The following is a 19593-nucleotide window of genomic DNA, read 5'->3' as shown; positions in this document are numbered from 1 at the left end:
ATTGCTCCTTATAAAACGTCGCTTGCAGACTCAGCCAAAATACGGCGCGCTATAATCACACGCATAATTTCGTTAGTGCCCTCTAAAATTTGATGAACGCGTACATCACGTACATGGCGCTCAAGCGGGTATTCTTTTATGTAACCGTAACCACCATGAATTTGCAGTGCGTCGTTACACACAGTAAAGCCAACATCGGTAGCAAAACGTTTAGCCATGGCGCAGTAAGTGGTTTTTTCAACGTCGTTATTATCAAGTTTAAATGCAGCAAGCCTTACCATTTGGCGCGCAGCTACAAGCTCGGTGTTCATATCGGCAATTTTAAATTGCAATGCTTGAAACGCAGCCAATGGTTTACCAAATTGTGTACGTTCTTTTAAATATTCACGGGCTGTATTAAGCGCCGCTTGCGCTGTACCTATTGAACATGTAGCAATGTTAATTCGGCCGCCATCAAGGCCTTGCATCGCAAATTTAAAGCCTTCGCCTTCTGCGCCTAACAAGTTATGCGCAGGAATGCGTACATCTTCAAAGCTAATTAGGCGTGTAGGTTGTGCGTTCCAACCCATTTTTTCTTCAGCTTTGCCGTATTGCACGCCTTTTGCGTCGGCAGGCACTACAAATGCCGAAATACCCGCAGCGCCTTCGCCGCCTGTACGTGCCATTACCACTAATACTTCGGTTTCGCCAGCGCCCGATATAAACATTTTTGAGCCGTTAATAACGTACTCATCACCCTCAAGCACGGCTTTTGTTTTAAGTGATGCGGCATCTGAGCCCGACCCTGGCTCTGTTAAACAATAAGAGGCAAGTAGCTCGCCCATTACTAATTGCTCTACGTATTTGTCTTTAACGGCATCGGTACCAAAACTTGCTACCATCCAGGTGGCCATATTATGAATGGTTAACATGGCCGTTGTTGCGGTACAACCCATAGCAAGTTGTTCAAAAATAATGCTCGAATCTAAACGAGATAAACCAAGGCCGCCTGCTTCCTCTGGCGTGTATAAACCACAAAAACCAAGCTCGCCGGCTGCTTTAATCGTGTCTTTAGGAAAAATATGTTCGCGATCCCATTTAGCTGCATGGGGCGCAAGTTCTGACTCGGCAAATTGGCGTGCAGTTTGTGCAAAGGCTTGTTGATCTTCAGATAAGTTAAAGTCCATGGTAGACCTCTTTAATTGTGTTAGTTGTGTTGTTAGTGTTTCCCGTCACAGGGATAGTTTGTGACGAGCGGCGAAGGCTTATGTGTGTGTTGTGTGTGTTGTGTGTGAAGTAGCCTTCGCGCCCATCTTTTTTATTAATTATTCTTTTATTTACTCATTTTTTAATTACGATTATTTTAAGTTAATACTCATGTTTGGACCCGACGCAATGTCGTCTTCAAACCAACGTGATGTAATCGTTTTAGTTTCTGTGTAAAAACGAATACCTTGTTTACCGTACGTGTGAGTATCGCCGTAAAACGAGCCTTTCCAACCAGTGAACGAAAAGAATGGAAGCGGCACCGGAATTGGCACATTAATACCTACTTGGCCTACTTCAATTTCGTGTTGGAATTTACGAGCCACTGCGCCGCTTGAGGTAAATAACGAGGTACCGTTACCGTAAGGGCTGTCGTTAATAAGGGCGATTGCCTCATCAAGCGTGTCTACAAACATACACGCGAGTACTGGACCAAATATTTCTTCTTTGTATAAATCCATCTCTTTGGTTACATCGGTAAATAACGTTGGGCCAACCCAGTTACCTTGCTCATATCCTTCAACTGTAAAGTCAGAGCCATCAATTAAACAGGTAGCGCCTTGCTCTTTACCACCAGCAATAAGTGATAAAATACGTGCTTTTGCTGCTTTTGATGTTTGTGGACCGTATGCCGCATTTGCATCATCCCACACGCCTGGGCGTACATTTTCAAAGCCGGCTTTAATTTCATCTACCCACTCACTTGCTTGACCTACAAATACAGCAACCGAAATACCCATACAACGCTGGCCAGCAGCACCGACCGATGCGCCTACTAAGTTATTTACAACGTGCGATTTACTTGCATCAGGCATAATAACCATGTGGTTTTTAGCGCCAACACAGGCTTGCACGCGCTTAAGGTTTTGCGTGCCTTTAGAATAAATATAAGCACCTACACCACACGAGCCAACAAACGAAATAGCGCGTACTGCTTTATCTTCTAGTAAGCGGTCTACTTGTGTTTTTGTACCGTGAACAACTTGTAATACGCCTTTTGGTGCACCGGCTTCAATAAATAGCTCTGCTAAGCGCATTGGAGTAAGTGGGTCTTGCTCAGACGGTTTTAAAATAAAGGTGTTACCACACACAATAGCCAGCGGGAACATCCAAAGTGGGATCATTGCAGGGAAGTTAAACGGAGTAACACCTGCACATACGCCAAGTGGCTGCATGTAAGAATACGTATCGATTTTACGCGCTACGTTTTCCATTGTTTCACCCATCATTAATGATGGTGCGTTTGCTGCTTGTTCTACTACTTCAATACCACGCCAAACATCGCCTTTTGCATCTTCAAATGTTTTACCCAATTCGTGGCAAATAATGGTAGCAAGCTCATCATGATGTTCTTTTAATAGCGCCGCGTACTTCATCATAATGCGAGCACGTTCAGTAATAGGTACGTCTTTCCATGTTTTAAACGTCTCAGAAGCTGAGGCAATTGCCGCGTCCATTTCTGGTTCTGTGGTACATGGCACTTGTGCAAGTACTTCTTGAGTTGCTGGGTTTATAACATCGATAAGCTCTTTTGATGCTGATTGAATAAATTCGCCATTAATAAGTAGTGGTACTTGGTGCATGATTAAATCCTAGTGTGTGAGTTGTGTGTTCTCTTTTAAAATTGGTAGCGCCGCTTTGTTAGTATTATTAGTGCAGCGCTTTTATAGTTATTCGTATAGCTTTCTTATAACTACTTAATACCTAGTTAATACGCTTCTACGGCCATAGCAACCGCTTCACCGCCACCAATACATAAAGACGCAATGCCTTTTTTAAGGCCTCGGTTTTTAAGGGCATGAATAAGCGTTACTAAAATACGCGCGCCGCTTGCACCAATTGGATGACCCAATGCACATGCACCGCCATTAACGTTTACTTTGCTTTCATCAAGTTTTAACTCGTTAATAGCCAGCATGGTTACCATGGCAAATGCTTCGTTAATTTCCCAAAGGTCAACATCGTTTACAGCCCAGCCTGCTTTTTCAAGCACGCTGCTTATTGCCCCTACTGGCGCTACTGTAAATTCACTTGGTTTTTGAGAATGCGTGCTGTGCGCTACAATTTTACAAAGCGGTGTTAAGCCCTGCTCTTTTGCTTTTGATTCGCTCATTAATATAAGCGCTGCGCCACCGTCTGAAATTGACGATGAATTAGCGGCTGTAATAGTGCCGTCTTTTTTAAAAGCAGCACGTAAGGTAGGAATTTTTTCTGGGCGGGCGTTGCCTGGTTGCTCATCAATCGATACTGTTACATCGCCTTTGCGTGTTTGCATCGTATGCGGTGCAACTTCGTTATCAAAGCTACCGTTTTGTATCGCGGCTTTAGCTTTACTTAATGAGCCTAATGCAAACGCATCCATTTGCTCGCGACCAATCCCGTATTCGTCGGCGGTGTCTTGTGCAAAACAACCCATAGCTTTGTTGTCGTAAGCATCTTCAAGGCCATCGCTCATCATGTGATCTTTTATTTCGCCATGTCCCATACGCATTCCGCCACGCGCTTTTGGTATAAAGTACGGTGCGTTTGTCATGCTTTCCATGCCACCGGCAATGGCAGATTGAATAGAGCCCGCTTTAATTAAATCGTTTGCAAGCATGGCCGCTTTTAAACCAGAGCCACATACTTTGTTAATTGTTGTAGCGCCAGTACTAAGTGCAAGGCCTGCTTTTAACATTGCTTGGCGTGCAGGTGCTTGTCCAAGGCCTGCTGGTAATACACAGCCCATAATTACTTCGTCTATTGCATCATTAGCTAAACCAGTTTGTGTGAGTACACTTGCAATGGCGGTAGCGCCAAGCTCGGTAGACTGCGCATCACTTAACGCTCCCATAAAACCACCCATTGGGGTGCGTTTTGCTGCTACAATTACCACTGATTCTAAAGTCATAACTAACTCCATTGTATTTATATGCAAATAGTTGTTAGTATATTTGCTCTATTAATTTAGTATTCATTTATTATTTAATACCCTTACACAATACTAACGTTTACGCCAACGTCAACTAAAAACAGCTTAATTTTTAGTTTTATAAGTGTAAGGATTATTTTCCATCGGTTAGGCTACACTGATGAAATAAAATTAACCCATTGAATATTAATAATATAAATCAATACCTCGCTCAAACATCCCTTTATAAATAGTTTCAAATCACACCAGGCTTTACCTTTACGTAAACTTCACTTATATTGGGGTTATTCGAATGAGGTAAATACAATTATGAAACCAGATAATCAAACAAACTTTGCAAGCTCAGCCAAAATGCCGGCCAGTAATGAACAAACATTTAGCATTAGCGAACTCGCTAAAGAATTTGACATTACAACCCGCTCTATTCGCTTTTACGAAGACCAAGGGTTAATAACGCCAGAACGTAATGGTCAAACCCGTATTTATTCAAAACGCGATAAAGTGCGTTTAAAACTAATATTACGTGGTAAGCGCCTTGGCTTTACATTGGCCGAAACCGGTCGTTTGTTTGAACTGTACGACGCAGATAAATCAAGCGCTAAGCAGTTGGTTACTATGCTTGACCTTATTTCAGAAAAAAAAGCAGACCTATCTCAACAAATGGACGACATTAAAGTTGTTCTTATGGAGTTGGTGACGGCCGAGCGCCGCTGTAGAGACACGCTTAATAAAATAGACGAGTAAGTTTATTTTTAAAATAAAAACACACTGACAACACACACGTCACACAGGAATGAATCATGAGCACTATTTCACTATATAAAGAAATGAACTTTGGCCTTGGCGAAACTGCCGATATGATCCGCGACCACGTAAACAGTTTTGCGAGTCAGGAGATTGCCCCGCTTGCTGAAAAAACGGACTTAGATAACGCTTTCCCAAATCAACTTTGGACTCAAATGGGCGAAATGGGCGTACTAGGTATGACCGTATCTGAAGAACTTGGCGGCGCCGGTTTAGGTTACTTAGAACATGTTATTGCTATGGAAGAAATTAGCCGTGCCAGTGCCTCTATAGGGTTAAGCTATGGAGCACATTCAAACCTGTGCGTTAATCAAATTAACCGTAACGGCACACAAGCTCAAAAAGAAAAATACTTACCAAAGCTTATTAGTGGTGAGCACATTGGTGCTCTTGCAATGAGCGAGCCTAATGCGGGCTCTGACGTTGTATCGATGAAACTCAAAGCCGAAAAAAAAGGCGATAAGTACATTTTAAACGGCAATAAAATGTGGATCACCAATGGCCCAGACGCGCACACATTAGTTATTTACGCTAAAACAGATTTAAACGCCGGCGCTAAAGGCATTACCGCGTTTATTGTTGAGAGCAACTTTCCTGGTTTTTCAACAGCGCAAAAGCTCGACAAACTGGGCATGCGCGGCTCAAATACCTGTGAGCTGGTATTTGAAAACTGCGAAGTGCCCGAGGAAAACATTTTAGGTAACTTAAACGAAGGCGTTAAAGTACTTATGAGTGGCCTTGATTACGAACGCGTAGTACTTGCAGCGGGCCCGCTTGGCATAATGCAAGCGTGTATGGACATAGTGGTACCGTACATTCATGAACGTAAACAGTTTGATACCCCTATTGGTCAATTTCAGTTAATTCAAGGCAAAGTAGCCGACATGTATACACAAATGAATGCTGCCCGCTCATACGTATATACGGTAGCTAAAGCGTGTGACCGAGGCGAAACAACCCGTAAAGATGCAGCCGGAGCAATTTTATACGCTGCTGAGCTTGCAACTAAAATGGCACTAGATGCGATTCAAATTTTAGGTGGCAATGGCTACATAAACGAATACGCAACGGGCCGTCTTCTTCGCGACGCTAAATTATACGAAATTGGTGCTGGTACATCCGAAATTCGCCGCATGCTTATTGGCCGCGAACTTTTCACAGAAAGCCGTTAAGGATTAAACCATGACTATTTTAAAATCGAGCGTTAATCCTCACGATCCAACGTTTGTGCAAAACCATAAAAATATGTCAGCGCTGGTGGATGATTTACGCAGTAAAGTAGCCACAATTAGCCAAGGCGGAGGCGCTGCATTAAAAGAGCGCCACGAAGGCCGTGGTAAATTATTTGTACGCGACCGCATAAATACATTAATTGACGAAGGCTCACCGTTTTTAGAAATTTCGCAATTTGCTGCCTTTGGTGTGTACGAACAAGCAATACCTTGTGCAGGCGTTGTAGCCGGTATTGGCCGTGTTAAAGGCGTTGAATGCATGATTATTGCAAACGATGCCACGGTTAAAGGCGGTACATATTTTCCGCTTACCGTTAAAAAGCATTTACGCGCACAAGACATCGCAGAGCGCTGCCACTTACCGTGTATTTATTTGGTGGATTCCGGCGGTGCAAATCTGCCAGAGCAAGATGATGTATTTCCAGATAAGCTGCATTTTGGTCGTATTTTTTACAATCAAGCCCGTATGTCGGGTAAAGGCATTCCACAAATTGCTGTAGTAATGGGCTTATGTACCGCAGGTGGTGCGTACGTACCTGCAATGGCAGATGAAAGTATTATTGTAAAAGATCAAGGCACTATATTTTTAGCAGGTCCGCCCCTTGTAAAAGCAGCAACCGGCGAAGAAGTAACAGCCGAAGAGTTAGGCGGCGCCGATGTGCACTGTAAAGTGTCGGGTGTTGCCGATCACTACGCTGAAAACGATGCTCATGCGCTGTCTATTGCGCGCCAATGTATTGAGCGTATTAATTACACACGCCCTACGGCCCCTCTTCTAGATGATGTAAAACCACCGCGATACGATATAAACGAGCTTTACGGCATTGTAGGCACCGACCTTAAAAAGCCGTTTGATGTACGCGAAGTAATAGCGCGCACAGTGGACGACTCATCATTTGATGAATTTAAACGTTACTTTGGTGAAACGCTGGTCACCGGCTTTGCCAATATTTATGGCAATCCTGTTGGCATAGTGGCTAATAACGGTATTTTATTTAGTGAGTCGGCGCAAAAAGGCGCGCACTTTATTCAACTGTGTGCTCAGCGCAATATTCCTTTAGTGTTTTTACAAAATATTACCGGCTTTATGGTGGGTAAAAAATACGAAGCCGAAGGCATTGCAAAGCACGGCGCTAAAATGGTGATGGCGGTTTCGTGTGCTGACGTGCCTAAATTCACAGTACTTATTGGCGGCTCTTACGGCGCAGGTAACTACGGTATGTGTGGCCGCGCATTTGAACCAACTATGATGTGGATGTGGCCTAATGCCCGTATTTCGGTCATGGGCGGCGAGCAAGCAGCCGGTGTAATGGCGCAAGTTAAACAAGATGGTTTAGCACGCAAAGGCCAAAGCATGAGCGAGCAAGAAATCAGTGATTTTAAAAAGCCAATTATTGATCAGTACGAAGAGCAAGGTCATCCGTATTACGCCAGCGCACGCTTGTGGGATGACGGCATTATAGACCCTGCCGATACACGTAATGTATTAGGGCTTGCGTTAACGGCTGCTAATAACGCACCAAAACGTGATTCGAAATTTGGCGTATTTAGAATGTAACCGGAGCGCAAAATGTCAGTAACACTACAAATAACAAAATCTAATGTGGCTGTACTTGTGTTAAGTCGCCCAGAAAAAAGAAACGCATTTAACAGTGAAGTAATACACGAACTGATCCAGTGTATTGAACATGCAAATACGCTTGATATTCGTGCTTTGGTTTTAAAAACTGAGGGTAAACACTTTTCAGCCGGTGCTGATTTAGCTTGGATGAAATCAATGGCTGATAACAACTATGCCGATAACCTAGCTGATTCAATGCAATTAGCTAAGTTGATGCAGGTATTGGCAAGCTCGCCCCACCCTACAATTTGTGCTGTGCAAGGTGCTGCTTTTGGTGGTGCACTGGGCTTAATTGCCTGTTGCGACATAGCCCTTAGTAAAGACGATGCGCAATTTTGTTTAAGTGAAGTAAAGCTGGGTCTTATTCCGGCGGTTATTAGCCCGTATGTCATTAAAGCCATTGGTGAGCGCGCTGCTCGCAGGTACTTTTTAACGGCTGAAGTGTTTGATGCCCATACTGCTAAGCAACTTGGTTTAATTCATCAAGTAACCGGTAATTTAGACTGTGCACTCGATAATATGCTGCAAACACTGATTGATAACGGACCTGTTGCAGTAAAAGCCGCAAAAGCATTAATTAACGATGTAGCAAATAAACCAATAACCGATGAACTCATTGAGCTTACCGCTGAGCGTATTGCAAAAATTCGCGTATCTGAAGAAGGTCAAGAAGGGCTAAGTGCTTTTTTTGATAAACGCCCACCCGCTTGGCAACTGTAGGATTGATTATGAAGACACAACGATTACAAAAAATACTAATTGCCAATCGTGGAGAAATTGCGTGCCGTGTAATGCGCAGCGCAAAACAAATGGGCTTAACCACGGTCGCGGTTTATTCTGATGCAGACAAACATGCCCAGCACGTAAAAATGGCCGATGAGGCTTACCATATTGGTGCCGCGCCAAGTAAAGATTCGTATTTAGTAGCAGACAAAATCTTACAAGTTGCCAAAGACTGCGGCGCTGATTGTATTCACCCGGGCTATGGTTTTTTATCTGAGAACAGCGAATTTGCTAAAGCCTGCGAAGCTAATAACATTGCTTTTATAGGGCCACCAGCAAGCAGTATTGAAGCAATGGGGTCTAAAACCCGAGCTAAAGAAATAATGGCAGCTGCTAATGTGCCATTAGTACCTGGTTATTATGGCGATAAACAATACCCTGCTTTTTTACAAAGTGAAGCTGAAAAAATTGGCTACCCCGTACTCATTAAAGCTGCCTTTGGTGGCGGTGGTAAAGGCATGCGCGTTGTACAAAAAGCAAAAGACTTTATGAGCGCACTACAAGGTGCGCAACGTGAAGCGATTGCCGGTTTTGGTAACGATTTAGTATTGCTTGAGCGCTACGTTAACCAGCCTCGCCATGTTGAAGTGCAAGTATTTGCAGATAACTACGGTAACTGTGTTTATTTAGGCGATCGTGATTGTTCTTTGCAACGTCGTCATCAAAAAGTAATTGAAGAAGCCCCTGCTCCGGGTTTATCTGACGAACTACGCAAAGAAATGGGCGAAGCGGCTGTACGTTGTGCACTGGCTATAAATTATAGAGGCGCTGGTACGGTTGAGTTTTTACTGTGTGGCGATGAATTTTTCTTTATGGAAATGAATACGCGCCTTCAAGTAGAACACCCTGTGACCGAAATGGTAACCGGTGTAGATTTAGTCAACTGGCAAATTAATATTGCGGGTGGGCAAACACTGCCTCTGGCACAAAGCGATATTCAATTGCAGGGTCATAGCTTTGAAGCACGTATATACGCAGAAGATCCAGCCAACGACTTTATTCCGTGCTCGGGCACTATTGAAGCACTACACACACCGCTTAACAGTGAATTTGTACGCATTGATACAGGCATTGCACAAGGCGACGAAATCAGCCCGTTTTACGATCCAATGATTGCAAAACTTATTGTGCACGACGACAATCGCGAACAAGCACTGAGCCGCTTACAACAAGCCCTTGAGCAATTTCATTTAGCGGGTTTTAGCACTAACATTGGCTTTTTACATAATTTAGCAAGCCACCCTACCTTTAAACAAGGTGCGCCAAGCACACACTTTATTGCAGAGCAAGGCAACTCGTTAGTTGCGGTTGACGAATCGTTATTACAAACGAGCCAGCTTATTGCTGCTTTTGCATATTTAGAATCGCTAACTAATACCCAAAATGCGCAAAACAGTGCAAGCCCGTGGCAACAACTGAGTGGTTTTACACTCAATGCACCACAAGCAATTAAAGTCCCTTTTGCTGATTTGCAGCTAAGCGCTATAAAAACGACAGCAGGCTATAGTATTAGGCATAACGAGCACGTTTTTAATCTACAAGGCACATTAAATAATAATCTTTGCAGTGTATTTATTAATGGCGAAAAACATACCGCGCACGTAACTACGGTAGGTAATAATATTGTTGGCAATAGTACTTTGAGCAATAGTACTGCGGGCAATATTGTCACTGTTATGAATAAAGCGCTGCAAACTAAGTTTGAGCTAGTTGATAAACATTATATTAGTTCGCACGAAAGCGAAGCACTGCCTCTTGCCGCGCCCCTTAATGGCACAGTAGTTAAGCACTTAATCGACATTGGTAGCACAATTACCAAAGGCGATGCGGTTGTTATTATCGAAGCCATGAAAATGGAATACACGCTTAACGCACCACACGACGGCATTTTAAAAAGCTATTGTTTTGGTGAAGGCGAATTAGTAACGCATGGTGCTCTGCTTGCTATTGTCGAAGATACAACTGAGGAAGGTGCATAATGAGTGTCTTTCCAACTAAAGTACGTATTGTTGAAGTTGGTGCGCGAGACGGCCTACAAAACGAAAAAACAGTAAGCACAGCCGATAAAGTAGCGCTTATTAACGCCCTAAGTGCTGCAGGTTTAAAAGATATTGAAGCTGGCGCGTTTGTATCCCCAAAGTGGGTGCCGCAAATGGCAGACTCGGCTGATGTAATATCAGCCCTTGATTTACCTGATGTGAATTTAAGTGCCCTTACACCTAACTTAAAAGGTGCGCAAGCAGCGCACGCTGTTGGCATTAAAGAGTTTGCTATATTTACCGCTGCGAGTGAGTCGTTTTGTAAAAAAAACATAAACTGCTCAATTAATGAAAGTATTGAGCGCTTTAGTGAAGTAATGGCGTTTGCTAAAGCGAATAATATCCGCGTACGTGGTTATGTAAGCTGTGTGCTAGGTTGCCCTTACGAGGGTGAAATTAACCCACAAGCAGTACTTAGTGTATCGCAAAAGCTGTTAGATTTAGGATGTTACGAAGTAAGCCTTGGCGATACCATTGGTGTTGGCACCGCTAAAAAAGTAACGCAATTAATCGAGTTACTTTTAACGCACATTGATAAAGCCAAGTTGGCCGTGCATTTTCATGATACTTACGGTCAAGCGCTTACAAATATTTACGCAGCCTTAAGCCTAGGTATAGCAACGGTTGACGCGGCAGTTGCAGGCCTTGGTGGCTGTCCTTATGCTAAGGGTGCGTCAGGAAATGTTGCCACCGAAGATGTAGTTTACTTACTGCAAGGGCTTGGCATTGAGCATGGAATTGATTTACAAAGGTTAAGTGACACTGGCTGGGAGATAACCAAAGCACTTGGTAAGCAACCTGTGAGCAAAGTATCTGTGGCACTGCACACAAAATAACCTGAGCTCTGGATAATAAATCTATCTCGAGCAGCTATTTTCAGCACTAACTGCGTTGAATTTACTTGCAATAGGCCAGCTATTGACGCGTAAATTCGCCTTGTTTTCACTGAAAATCTCTGGCTAGAGAAAATAAATTTAAATATCACCCTGATTCATATGTTAGTAAATCTATTAACCAGAGTTCAGGTTAAATAGCTATCTTATGAAATGATGATTAAAGATAGTTAACAACAAATAGCACACAATGAGGAGAGACTCATGGCCGGTTTTGATAAGGTAGTTTCTAGTTACGAAGCTGCAATGGAAGGATTAAAAGACGGCGATACTATTATTGCCGGTGGTTTTGGTTTATGTGGTATTCCTGAGGGCTTAATTAAACAAATTAAGCACATGCAAACAAAAAACTTAACCGTAGTATCTAATAACTGTGGTGTTGATGACTTTGGTTTAGGTATTTTATTACAAGACAAACAAATTAAAAAAGTAGTTGCCTCGTACGTTGGCGAAAATGCCCTATTCGAGCAGCAGTTATTAAGTGGCGAAATTGATGTAGAGCTTACGCCTCAAGGTACATTAGCTGAAAAAATGCGTGCTGGCGGCGCGGGTATACCTGCGTTTTACACCGCAACCGGTTACGGTACTCCTGTGGCTGAGGGTAAAGATGTAAAAGAGTTTAAAGGTCGCCCGTATATTTTAGAAGAGTCTATAACAGGTGAATTTGCTATTGTTAAAGCGTGGAAAGCCGACCGCTTTGGTAATTTAGTGTTTAGACACACCGCCATGAACTTTAATCCAATGGCGGCAACAGCGGGCAAAATTACCGTTGCCGAAGTAGAAGAAATTGTAGAGCCGGGTGAGCTTGAACCAAGCCAAATTCATACCCCGGGTATTTTTGTAAATCGCGTTATTAAAGGCAGCTTTGAAAAACGCATTGAACGTGTAACAACACGAGATTAAGCAGGAGCAAAATTATGGCATTATCACGTGAACAAGTTGCAATGCGCGTTGCACAAGAACTTCAAGATGGTTACTACGTAAATTTGGGCATAGGAATTCCGACACTCGTCGCAAACTATGTACCAGATGATATTGAAGTTATGTTACAGTCCGAAAATGGCCTTTTAGGCATGGGCCCGTACCCGACTAAAGCAGAGCTAGACGCCGATATGATTAACGCGGGTAAAGAAACCGTGACAGCAGCCACAGGTGCAGCCATATTTAATAGTGCAGATAGTTTTGCCATGATACGGGGTGGTCATGTAGACTTAACCGTTCTGGGTGCATTTGAAGTTGACCAGAACGGCAACATCGCATCGTGGATGATCCCTAAAAAGCTGATTAAAGGCATGGGTGGCGCGATGGATTTAGTCGCTGGCGCGAAAAATATTATTGTTACTATGACCCATGCAAGTAAGCATGGTGACTCTAAACTATTAGAGTCCTGCTCTTTACCGCTTACTGGCGTTAATTGCGTAAAAAAAATAGTAACAGATTTAGCCGTATTAGAAGTTAAAGACGGCGCATTTCATCTATTAGAACGTGCTCCGGGCGTTACTGTTGATGAAATCATTAGTAAAACAGCAGGTAAATTACTTGTTGACGGTGAAGTTCCAGAAATGGTTTTTTAGGCTTTAACTTAAAATAACGCTTTACCCTGTACCGACCTCATTCCCAGTGCCAATGGCGCTGAGTTACCCAAAATCCCTCTTACGAGGGATTTTTTTTATCTTTTGTCATTATTTTTACCGTCATTCATACATCTGTAGTAAATTTTATCTATAATACAAATATAAATTAAATGTAAGCGCTTAGATTCTTTGCACTATTTTGTGGATAGCCTGCACCCTTTTTGTGAACTAGCGTTAATTTTATTTTTAACCTACTGATATTTAAACATTAAATAGTTGGTTCAAATTTTGCCTAAGTAAGGCGTCTCAATAAATTAAATAATTCTGGAAAACATGCAAACTCCTATTCGTGGCCTTCGCTCTTTTTGCTTTGCCGCAAGAAGCCTAAGTTTTAAGCATGCAGCTAATGAGCTGTACTTAACGCCGTCTGCGGTAAGCCATCAAATAAAACAACTTGAAGAACAACTTGGTATTGAGCTTTTTCAACGTAAAACGCGTTCAATTAGCTTAACCACAGCGGGTAAAAACTTTTTTGATGCTGTGTCTCCTATCATCACAATGTTAGAGAGCACCATTAATGAGTTTAGTCAGATGCAGCAAAATACAAATTTGACGATTACCCTGCCTGAATTTTTTGCCAGCGAACTACTCATGCCTAAATTAAGTGAGTGGACGTCGGAACACCCTAATATAAACCTGCAAATGGACACGCTTAAAACACGCAAAGAATTAACGCGTCATAGCGATTTATCTATTGTATTGTCCTCTGGTAAACCTACTGAAGGGTTAGCGACTGAGTTGTTTAACCTTGAATATATTCCTGCATGTAATAAAAAATTGCTCGACCAGTGGAGGGACGATCATCGTCAAGCCCTTAACCAAGTTCCGCTAATCTTGCACAAAGCTCGCCCTTGGGCTTGGCATCAGTGGGCCGAAAAAGCAGGGATTGATGACTTTTCTCCTTCGCAGATTATTCAAATAGATAGCATGTTTGGTGTAGCGCGAGCAGCGCAGCAAGGCATGGGCATTGCACTTATCCCACTGCCTATTAGCCAAAGCTGGCTAGATGAGCAATGGCTTTACAAATTATTCGAACAGCCTTTAACAACTAAAGATAAATACTATTTAGTGCAGCACGAATCAAGCACGCCTAATCACCCCCTTGATTTATTTGCGAAGTGGGTTGTAAATACGTTTAGAAAAATTCAAGAATAATCCCCTATTAAGTGAGTTCAGTAATACAACCAACTCTGTGTTGTATTACTGAACTCGTCTAATACCAACCTGCATAAATCTTTGATCAATTTAACTAATTAAATTGCACTATTACGTCGTTAAAAATTTTTTATTTACGACTGCATGGATGCAGGAGGTAGAGCAATGCAGGGAGCAATTGCCGAGAACAACTAAATACAAAAATTTTTGCCTAGTTCTAGCGTAATTTTCTTAACGTTAAATAGACCCCATATATAAGCAGATTGGTATAACTTCCTGCAAATTTGAATAATATTTTTTAATTAAATACATAAACTTAGCGCCATACATTAGACTAAAGTCTATAGTTTAATTTTTTTCACTCATTGGTTTCGTTTTTATCGTTTGTCGAAAATAAAGTTAAATATTAAAGTTGCTTTATCAGCTCAAAACAACTTAGTTAAGTTGTTTCTTAAGAGCAATAAATGCAACCTTTAGAGTTCTAGTAACTCAAACGTAGCAGTGAAAAGAATCTTATATTGTGTGTGTAAGATGTTGTCAGTGTGAAAAAGCGGTTCAAGTTAGGTGGTGACTTGGCTTGAACTGTTTTTATTTTTGGCGCAAACCACATGATATGCAATACAAAGCTACCAAAGCGTAGTAAGCAGAATCTTTATATTGTGTGTGAAGATGTTGTCAGTGTGAAAAAGCGGTTCAAGTTAGGTGGTGACTTGGCTTGAACTGTTTTTATTTTTGGCACAAACCACATGATATGTAATACAAAGCTACCAACGCGTAGTAAACAGAATCTTTATATTGTGTGTGAAGATGTTGTCAGTGTGAAAAAGCGGTTCAAGTTAGGTGGTGACTTGGCTTGAACTGTTTTTATTTTTGGCGCAAACCACATGATATTTAATACAAAGCTACCAACGCGTAGTAAACAGAATCTTTATATTGTGTGTGAAGATGTTGTCAGTGTGAAAAAGCGGTTCAAGTTAGGTGGTGACTTGGCTTGAACTGTTTTTATTTTTGGCGCAAACCACATGATATTTAATACAAAGCTACCAACGCGTAGTAAACAGAATCTTTATATTGTGTGTGAAGATGTTGTCAGTGTGAAAAAGCGGTTCAAGTTAGGTGGTGACTTGGCTTGAACTGTTTTTATTTTTGGCGCAAACCACATGATATGCAATATAAGTTTAATACTTTTAAAAGCCCCGTAAGTTATAACTTACGAGGCTTTTTTAATTAATTTTTAATTTGATATTCTTTTTTTAATTTACTTATTTGCACTTTATGTGAAATCAAGAAGGTATTAAATTTCTTGATTATGTCAGGGTAGTCAATCGACGATAATAGAAAGGCTTGTAAATCTGTCGGCAATTCGTTTTGAAAATAAACAGGTCGGGTTAATTTAAAGTATTTTAGGAGGTTATAATTTAATACATCGTTAGATATGTAAATACACTCCACTCGCTCTTTTAAAAGCAACTCTATTAATTCAATTACGTTAGCTGTTTCTATTAACTCAACGTTTTCATTATTCATTAACGGTTTGAAGCTTTGAGGCGTAAACCCTCTTACCGTTGCAAAACTAATGCATTCATCAATAGTGATATTTTTATTTAAGCTCGCAATGCCCGTTTTAGTCACAACGGTTGGCTGCGAATAAATAATTTTATTTACATCAATAAATGAAGCTTTGTAGCTTGGTTTCCAGCTAGGGTTATCTGGATACTTAAAGTCGACATGGCGATGTTCCACAAATTCTTTGTAAAGTCGATTAATAGGTAGTGTGTAAAACTCAAACTCAAAGTCATGCTGCTGGGCAAACAAGGTAAGTAACTTTTGACTGAAACCATAATAGTCGCGGTTATCAGCCCCACTACCATCGTAGTATGGAAGGTATTCTATATTCTCTACGCCTACTACGTAATGAGTCGCTGATTTAGCGTTGTTTATTAAAAGCAGTAAAGCGAATGGCAAATATATTAACTGCGTTGCTATTTTTTTTAATTGATTCATTAATAACCTAAGTAATATTATTGACGATTAGCTGCACGCTTAAATTTTAACAAATTTGCAAAGATTATGATAAGCCTATTTTGTTTTATGCAAAAAAAAGCCTGATTAAAATCAGGCTACGTAAAGAAAAGGTTTAGCTTTTATCTCTCGGTACAAAATCAAGGACTGTTGCATTAATACAGTAACGATCGCGACCTCTTGGACCTTCACCTGGAAATAAATGCCCTAAGTGTATGCCTGTACTTTTAGAGCGAAGCTCAATGCGTGTCATGCCCCAGCTGCTATCGTCGTGCTGTGTTACGTTGTTTTTTACAGGATGAGTAAACGACAACCAACCAGTACCTGAGTTAAACCTATCGCTTGTATCAAATAGTGGCTCGCCACTTAATTTATCAACAAAAGTGCCGTCTGGTGTATTTTTAAACTCTTTGTACTCTTTACAGTAAGGTCTATCTGTTCGTGCATCAAATGCAACTTTATAAGCATCACTGTTACCTAATTTAAAAGCGCCTAATGCTTTATAAAACTCTTCAGGCGTTGCATAACCTTGACGGCCATATACCTCAATACCATTTTCTAAAAACAAAATGGTCGGTGTTGCCCACGTGGCTGACTTAATAGTTAAATCATCAAGTTGGTCAGCATGGCGAAACGACATTGGTATTGTCCCTTTGTAATCATTTGCGACTGCTTTTTTAAACTTTTCACAGTATGGGCAGTATTCACGTGAATCTAAGACTACGATTTGTTTCCCTGATAATAAAGCCGTGTTATCTACTTTTTCTACAGGTGTTTTATTAAAAACAACACCGGTAGAATGATCGGGACAATAGCCATTAGGGTTCTTTTCTAAATAATTTTGATGATACTCTTCTGCCGATACAAAACCTTGAAGCGGTTTAATAACTGTTTCAATTTTGCCATAGCTTGCATCAGTTAAAAGCTGCTGATATTGCGATTTAACTTGCTCAGCTACTTTAGCTTGTGCATCAGTAGTCGTTAATACAATTGAGCGATATTGAGTACCAATGTCGTTACCTTGGCGATTTTTTTGTGTAGGGTCGTGACTTTCAAAATAGTTTTTTAAGAGATCTTCTGCTGAAATTATATTGCTGTTATACATAACTTGTACAACTTCAGCATAATTGTTCTCGTCAAAACGACGAGACTGATCAGTAATATTTCTGTAGGTAGCTTTAAAGCCATTGCCGTCAGCGTACCCCGATTCAGCATCAATAACGCCATTAAGCGCTTCGTAGCGTTTTTCGGCTCCCCAAAAACAACCCGATCCAAGTACAATGGTTTCTACATGCATGGTGGCTTCTACATTACTGTGCTCAACCTTTTCCATAGATAAAGCAAAGCTGCCTGCGCTAAATATAATAGCAGCGCCTGATAAATATAATAAATGCTGGTGTTTCATAAAGTACCTCTTAAACAAGTGCGTGCTAACTAAGACCTCCTTATCCTAATTTTCATTTCAACCTAATTACTTATTTAGTACGAAGCGTATTAAATTTTGGTCCTCAATAAGTTAAATACGATTAATTGAATATAAAAACACTCTTAAAGTAAGCTGGGTAAATAAACACTAAACATAACCACTTAGTCGCAATGGTGTAAATAAATTAATAAAACTGTGTTACGTTTGAATTATGTTGTACAAATAGGTTTATTTAATGAAGCCAGCTCCTCATATTTATGTATTAACAAACAGTAGTTTACTGTTTGATGCATCGCATTTAGACGCTATAGATAGACTCTCTATTCAAAAGAAAATTTGGGCTTTAGCTAGCCACTGTAAAAGCACTGATGAATTTAGCGATTTGGTGCCCGCCATGAACTCGCTCACTCTTTATTTAAAATCAGATAAACACTTAAAACAGTGGTTACAAGTGCTACCTTCGCTGTGGAATGATATTAAAACGAGTACATTTAAGGGGCAGCATCACTTAATCGAAACCACATACAAGGGTGAGGACATTAATTACGTGGCTCGCTATCATAATTTAAGTGCCGATGAGGTTATTAATATTCATAGTAACACCAAGTACCACGTTTTATTTTTAGGCTTTCAGCCCGGTTTTGCTTACCTACATGGCTTAAATGAGCAATTACATACACCAAGGCGTGATGAGCCACGTACTAGGGTTCCTAAAGGCTCTGTTGCGATAGGTGCTGCACAAACCGGAATTTACCCCGCAGATACCCCAGGTGGTTGGCATATAATAGGTCATACAGATACTGCTTTGTTTGATTCGACCTCTGGGCAACCTTGTTTAATTCAACCAGGCGATACGCTTGAATTTGTTCCGCTCGTTAATAAAGGAGCAAATCATGATTAAAGTACTTAAAAGTGGTGTATTACTTACAATTCAAGATTTTGGCCGTGAGGGCTACCGCCATTTAGGTGTAAGCAAAGCGGGCAGCCTAGACCCTTATGCACAAATAATTGCTAATAGATTACTTAACAATAACGACAATGATGCCGTTTTAGAAATAACTGTGGGTTTGTGCGAACTGGAATTTACCTGCGACACAGTAATTGCGCTTCATGGTGCAGATTTGCAAGCAACCCTTGATGGACATGCAATTTATCCTGGTTGGACATACGCAGTAATAAACAAACAAGTCCTAAGTTTTGCTACTGGTAGAGCGGGCTTAAGAGCTTATTTAGCAGTGAAAGGCGGTATACAAAATGCTGAGGTTATGGGTTCTAAGTCTACAGATTTAAACGCATGTTTTGGTGGTTTTGAAGGTAGATCTCTCACCACTGGTGATGAAATACCTATTACTCCTTATTATGGAGAGTTTATAAAGGTAGGCGCAATTGCTCCCGCCCAGCGCAAACTTATACGCCTGCATCCAAGTCCTCATGCCGACTTATTAGGCGATACTTTACTTAGCAACTTTGTGTCTACCGCTTTTAAAGTCAGCAATAATAGTAACCGAATGGGCGTAAGGCTTGAGCATAAAAATAATTTGGGGCATTCGCACTCTTTGCCATCATTAGGGGTGAGCCCTGGGAGTATTCAATTACCACCAAGTGGAGAGCCAATTGTGTTACTAAATGATGGCCAAACCACAGGGGGCTACCCTCTGTTAGGGACTGTTATTGAAGCCGACTTACGTCAATTTGCACAATTTAGACCTTTAGATACTGTTGAGTTTAAATATGTAACGTTTGAAGAAGCAGCAAAGGCGAAGCAGAAACTTGACGGACACCTACATCAATTGAGCCTTGCACTTAAAAATAACCTATAAAATATTCT

General features: G+C 41.2%; 16 protein-coding genes. 11 read left to right on the top strand and 5 right to left on the bottom strand.

Features of this window, described 5'->3' with window-relative positions; genetic code table 11:
• Positions 1 to 8 precede the first annotated feature (8 nt).
• The 3 genes from FFU37_RS06485 to FFU37_RS06475 all read right to left on the bottom strand — a co-directional run bounded on the left by FFU37_RS06485 (position 9) and on the right by FFU37_RS06475 (position 4135).
• Positions 9 to 1166 (bottom strand): acyl-CoA dehydrogenase family protein, encoded by a 1158-nt coding sequence (locus tag FFU37_RS06485; protein ID WP_138489023.1) that lies wholly within the window; start codon positions 1164 to 1166, stop codon positions 9 to 11.
• Between the two features lie 171 nt (positions 1167 to 1337).
• Positions 1338 to 2828, bottom strand: coding sequence for a CoA-acylating methylmalonate-semialdehyde dehydrogenase (locus FFU37_RS06480; protein ID WP_138489022.1), 1491 nt, complete (start codon positions 2826 to 2828; stop codon positions 1338 to 1340).
• 125 nt (positions 2829 to 2953) lie between these two features.
• Positions 2954 to 4135, bottom strand: a complete 1182-nt coding sequence (locus FFU37_RS06475) for a thiolase family protein (protein WP_138489021.1) — start codon at positions 4133 to 4135, stop codon at positions 2954 to 2956.
• A 330-nt stretch (positions 4136 to 4465) separates the two neighbouring features.
• Between FFU37_RS06475 and FFU37_RS06470 the strand changes: the two genes are divergently transcribed.
• From FFU37_RS06470 to FFU37_RS06430, 9 genes are all read left to right on the top strand, one after another.
• Complete coding sequence (locus tag FFU37_RS06470) at positions 4466 to 4900, top strand: MerR family transcriptional regulator (protein ID WP_008135264.1); 435 nt, start codon at positions 4466 to 4468, stop codon at positions 4898 to 4900.
• A gap of 56 nt (positions 4901 to 4956) precedes the next feature.
• Positions 4957 to 6132, top strand: a complete 1176-nt coding sequence (locus FFU37_RS06465) for an isovaleryl-CoA dehydrogenase (protein ID WP_002961873.1) — start codon at positions 4957 to 4959, stop codon at positions 6130 to 6132.
• Between the two features lie 10 nt (positions 6133 to 6142).
• Positions 6143 to 7750: a carboxyl transferase domain-containing protein gene (locus FFU37_RS06460; protein ID WP_138489020.1), complete on the top strand. Its 1608-nt coding sequence runs from the start codon at positions 6143 to 6145 to the stop codon at positions 7748 to 7750.
• Between the two features lie 12 nt (positions 7751 to 7762).
• A complete protein-coding gene (locus tag FFU37_RS06455; RefSeq protein ID WP_039489743.1) occupies positions 7763 to 8533 on the top strand; it encodes an enoyl-CoA hydratase/isomerase family protein in 771 nt (256 codons plus the stop codon).
• A gap of 8 nt (positions 8534 to 8541) precedes the next feature.
• Positions 8542 to 10575: an acetyl/propionyl/methylcrotonyl-CoA carboxylase subunit alpha gene (locus tag FFU37_RS06450; RefSeq protein WP_138489019.1), complete on the top strand. Its 2034-nt coding sequence runs from the start codon at positions 8542 to 8544 to the stop codon at positions 10573 to 10575.
• Entirely contained in the window at positions 10575 to 11471 is an 897-nt protein-coding gene (locus FFU37_RS06445; protein ID WP_138489018.1) for a hydroxymethylglutaryl-CoA lyase, read from the top strand. The genes FFU37_RS06450 and FFU37_RS06445 overlap by 1 nt, the downstream gene beginning before the upstream one ends.
• Before the next feature lie 261 nt (positions 11472 to 11732).
• Positions 11733 to 12431 (top strand): CoA transferase subunit A, encoded by a 699-nt coding sequence (locus FFU37_RS06440; protein WP_138489017.1) that lies wholly within the window; start codon positions 11733 to 11735, stop codon positions 12429 to 12431.
• 14 nt (positions 12432 to 12445) lie between these two features.
• Positions 12446 to 13102 carry a CoA transferase subunit B gene (locus FFU37_RS06435; RefSeq protein WP_138489016.1) on the top strand — a complete coding sequence of 219 codons (657 nt, stop codon included), beginning with the start codon at positions 12446 to 12448 and terminating at the stop codon, positions 13100 to 13102.
• Positions 13103 to 13435: 333 nt separating this feature from the next.
• Positions 13436 to 14317, top strand: a complete 882-nt coding sequence (locus FFU37_RS06430; protein WP_002961883.1) for a LysR family transcriptional regulator — start codon at positions 13436 to 13438, stop codon at positions 14315 to 14317.
• 1227 nt (positions 14318 to 15544) lie between these two features.
• Here FFU37_RS06430 and FFU37_RS06425 read toward each other — a convergent pair.
• On the bottom strand, positions 15545 to 16321 hold the full coding sequence (locus tag FFU37_RS06425; RefSeq protein WP_138489015.1) for a transporter substrate-binding domain-containing protein: 777 nt from the start codon (positions 16319 to 16321) through the stop codon (positions 15545 to 15547).
• 133 nt (positions 16322 to 16454) lie between these two features.
• Positions 16455 to 17744, bottom strand: coding sequence for a peptide-methionine (S)-S-oxide reductase MsrA (msrA, locus tag FFU37_RS06420; RefSeq protein ID WP_039489755.1), 1290 nt, complete (start codon positions 17742 to 17744; stop codon positions 16455 to 16457).
• A 256-nt stretch (positions 17745 to 18000) separates the two neighbouring features.
• Here msrA and pxpB point away from each other — a divergent pair, with 256 nt between their 5' ends.
• Both pxpB and FFU37_RS06410 read left to right on the top strand, forming a co-directional pair.
• On the top strand, positions 18001 to 18666 hold the full coding sequence (gene pxpB / locus FFU37_RS06415; RefSeq protein ID WP_138489014.1) for a 5-oxoprolinase subunit PxpB: 666 nt from the start codon (positions 18001 to 18003) through the stop codon (positions 18664 to 18666).
• Complete coding sequence (locus FFU37_RS06410; RefSeq protein WP_138489013.1) at positions 18659 to 19585, top strand: 5-oxoprolinase subunit C family protein; 927 nt, start codon at positions 18659 to 18661, stop codon at positions 19583 to 19585. Before pxpB ends, FFU37_RS06410 begins: the two co-directional genes overlap by 8 nt.
• Positions 19586 to 19593: the final 8 nt, after the last annotated feature.

The organism is Pseudoalteromonas distincta, assembly GCF_005877035.1.
GTDB lineage: Bacteria > Pseudomonadota > Gammaproteobacteria > Enterobacterales > Alteromonadaceae > Pseudoalteromonas > Pseudoalteromonas distincta.
Note: the sequence above shows the minus strand (reverse complement) of the source record. Positions and strands in the feature narration are given on the sequence as shown.

Coding starts and splice junctions, on each gene's coding strand:
- FFU37_RS06485 (WP_138489023.1), bottom strand. CDS start 1,166: ATGGACTTTAACTTATCTGAAGATCAACAAGCCTTTGCACAAACTGCA.
- FFU37_RS06480 (WP_138489022.1), bottom strand. CDS start 2,828: ATGCACCAAGTACCACTACTTATTAATGGCGAATTTATTCAATCAGCA.
- FFU37_RS06475 (WP_138489021.1), bottom strand. CDS start 4,135: ATGACTTTAGAATCAGTGGTAATTGTAGCAGCAAAACGCACCCCAATG.
- FFU37_RS06470 (WP_008135264.1), top strand. CDS start 4,466: ATGAAACCAGATAATCAAACAAACTTTGCAAGCTCAGCCAAAATGCCG.
- FFU37_RS06465 (WP_002961873.1), top strand. CDS start 4,957: ATGAGCACTATTTCACTATATAAAGAAATGAACTTTGGCCTTGGCGAA.
- FFU37_RS06460 (WP_138489020.1), top strand. CDS start 6,143: ATGACTATTTTAAAATCGAGCGTTAATCCTCACGATCCAACGTTTGTG.
- FFU37_RS06455 (WP_039489743.1), top strand. CDS start 7,763: ATGTCAGTAACACTACAAATAACAAAATCTAATGTGGCTGTACTTGTG.
- FFU37_RS06450 (WP_138489019.1), top strand. CDS start 8,542: ATGAAGACACAACGATTACAAAAAATACTAATTGCCAATCGTGGAGAA.
- FFU37_RS06445 (WP_138489018.1), top strand. CDS start 10,575: ATGAGTGTCTTTCCAACTAAAGTACGTATTGTTGAAGTTGGTGCGCGA.
- FFU37_RS06440 (WP_138489017.1), top strand. CDS start 11,733: ATGGCCGGTTTTGATAAGGTAGTTTCTAGTTACGAAGCTGCAATGGAA.
- FFU37_RS06435 (WP_138489016.1), top strand. CDS start 12,446: ATGGCATTATCACGTGAACAAGTTGCAATGCGCGTTGCACAAGAACTT.
- FFU37_RS06430 (WP_002961883.1), top strand. CDS start 13,436: ATGCAAACTCCTATTCGTGGCCTTCGCTCTTTTTGCTTTGCCGCAAGA.
- FFU37_RS06425 (WP_138489015.1), bottom strand. CDS start 16,321: ATGAATCAATTAAAAAAAATAGCAACGCAGTTAATATATTTGCCATTC.
- msrA (WP_039489755.1), bottom strand. CDS start 17,744: ATGAAACACCAGCATTTATTATATTTATCAGGCGCTGCTATTATATTT.
- pxpB (WP_138489014.1), top strand. CDS start 18,001: ATGAAGCCAGCTCCTCATATTTATGTATTAACAAACAGTAGTTTACTG.
- FFU37_RS06410 (WP_138489013.1), top strand. CDS start 18,659: ATGATTAAAGTACTTAAAAGTGGTGTATTACTTACAATTCAAGATTTT.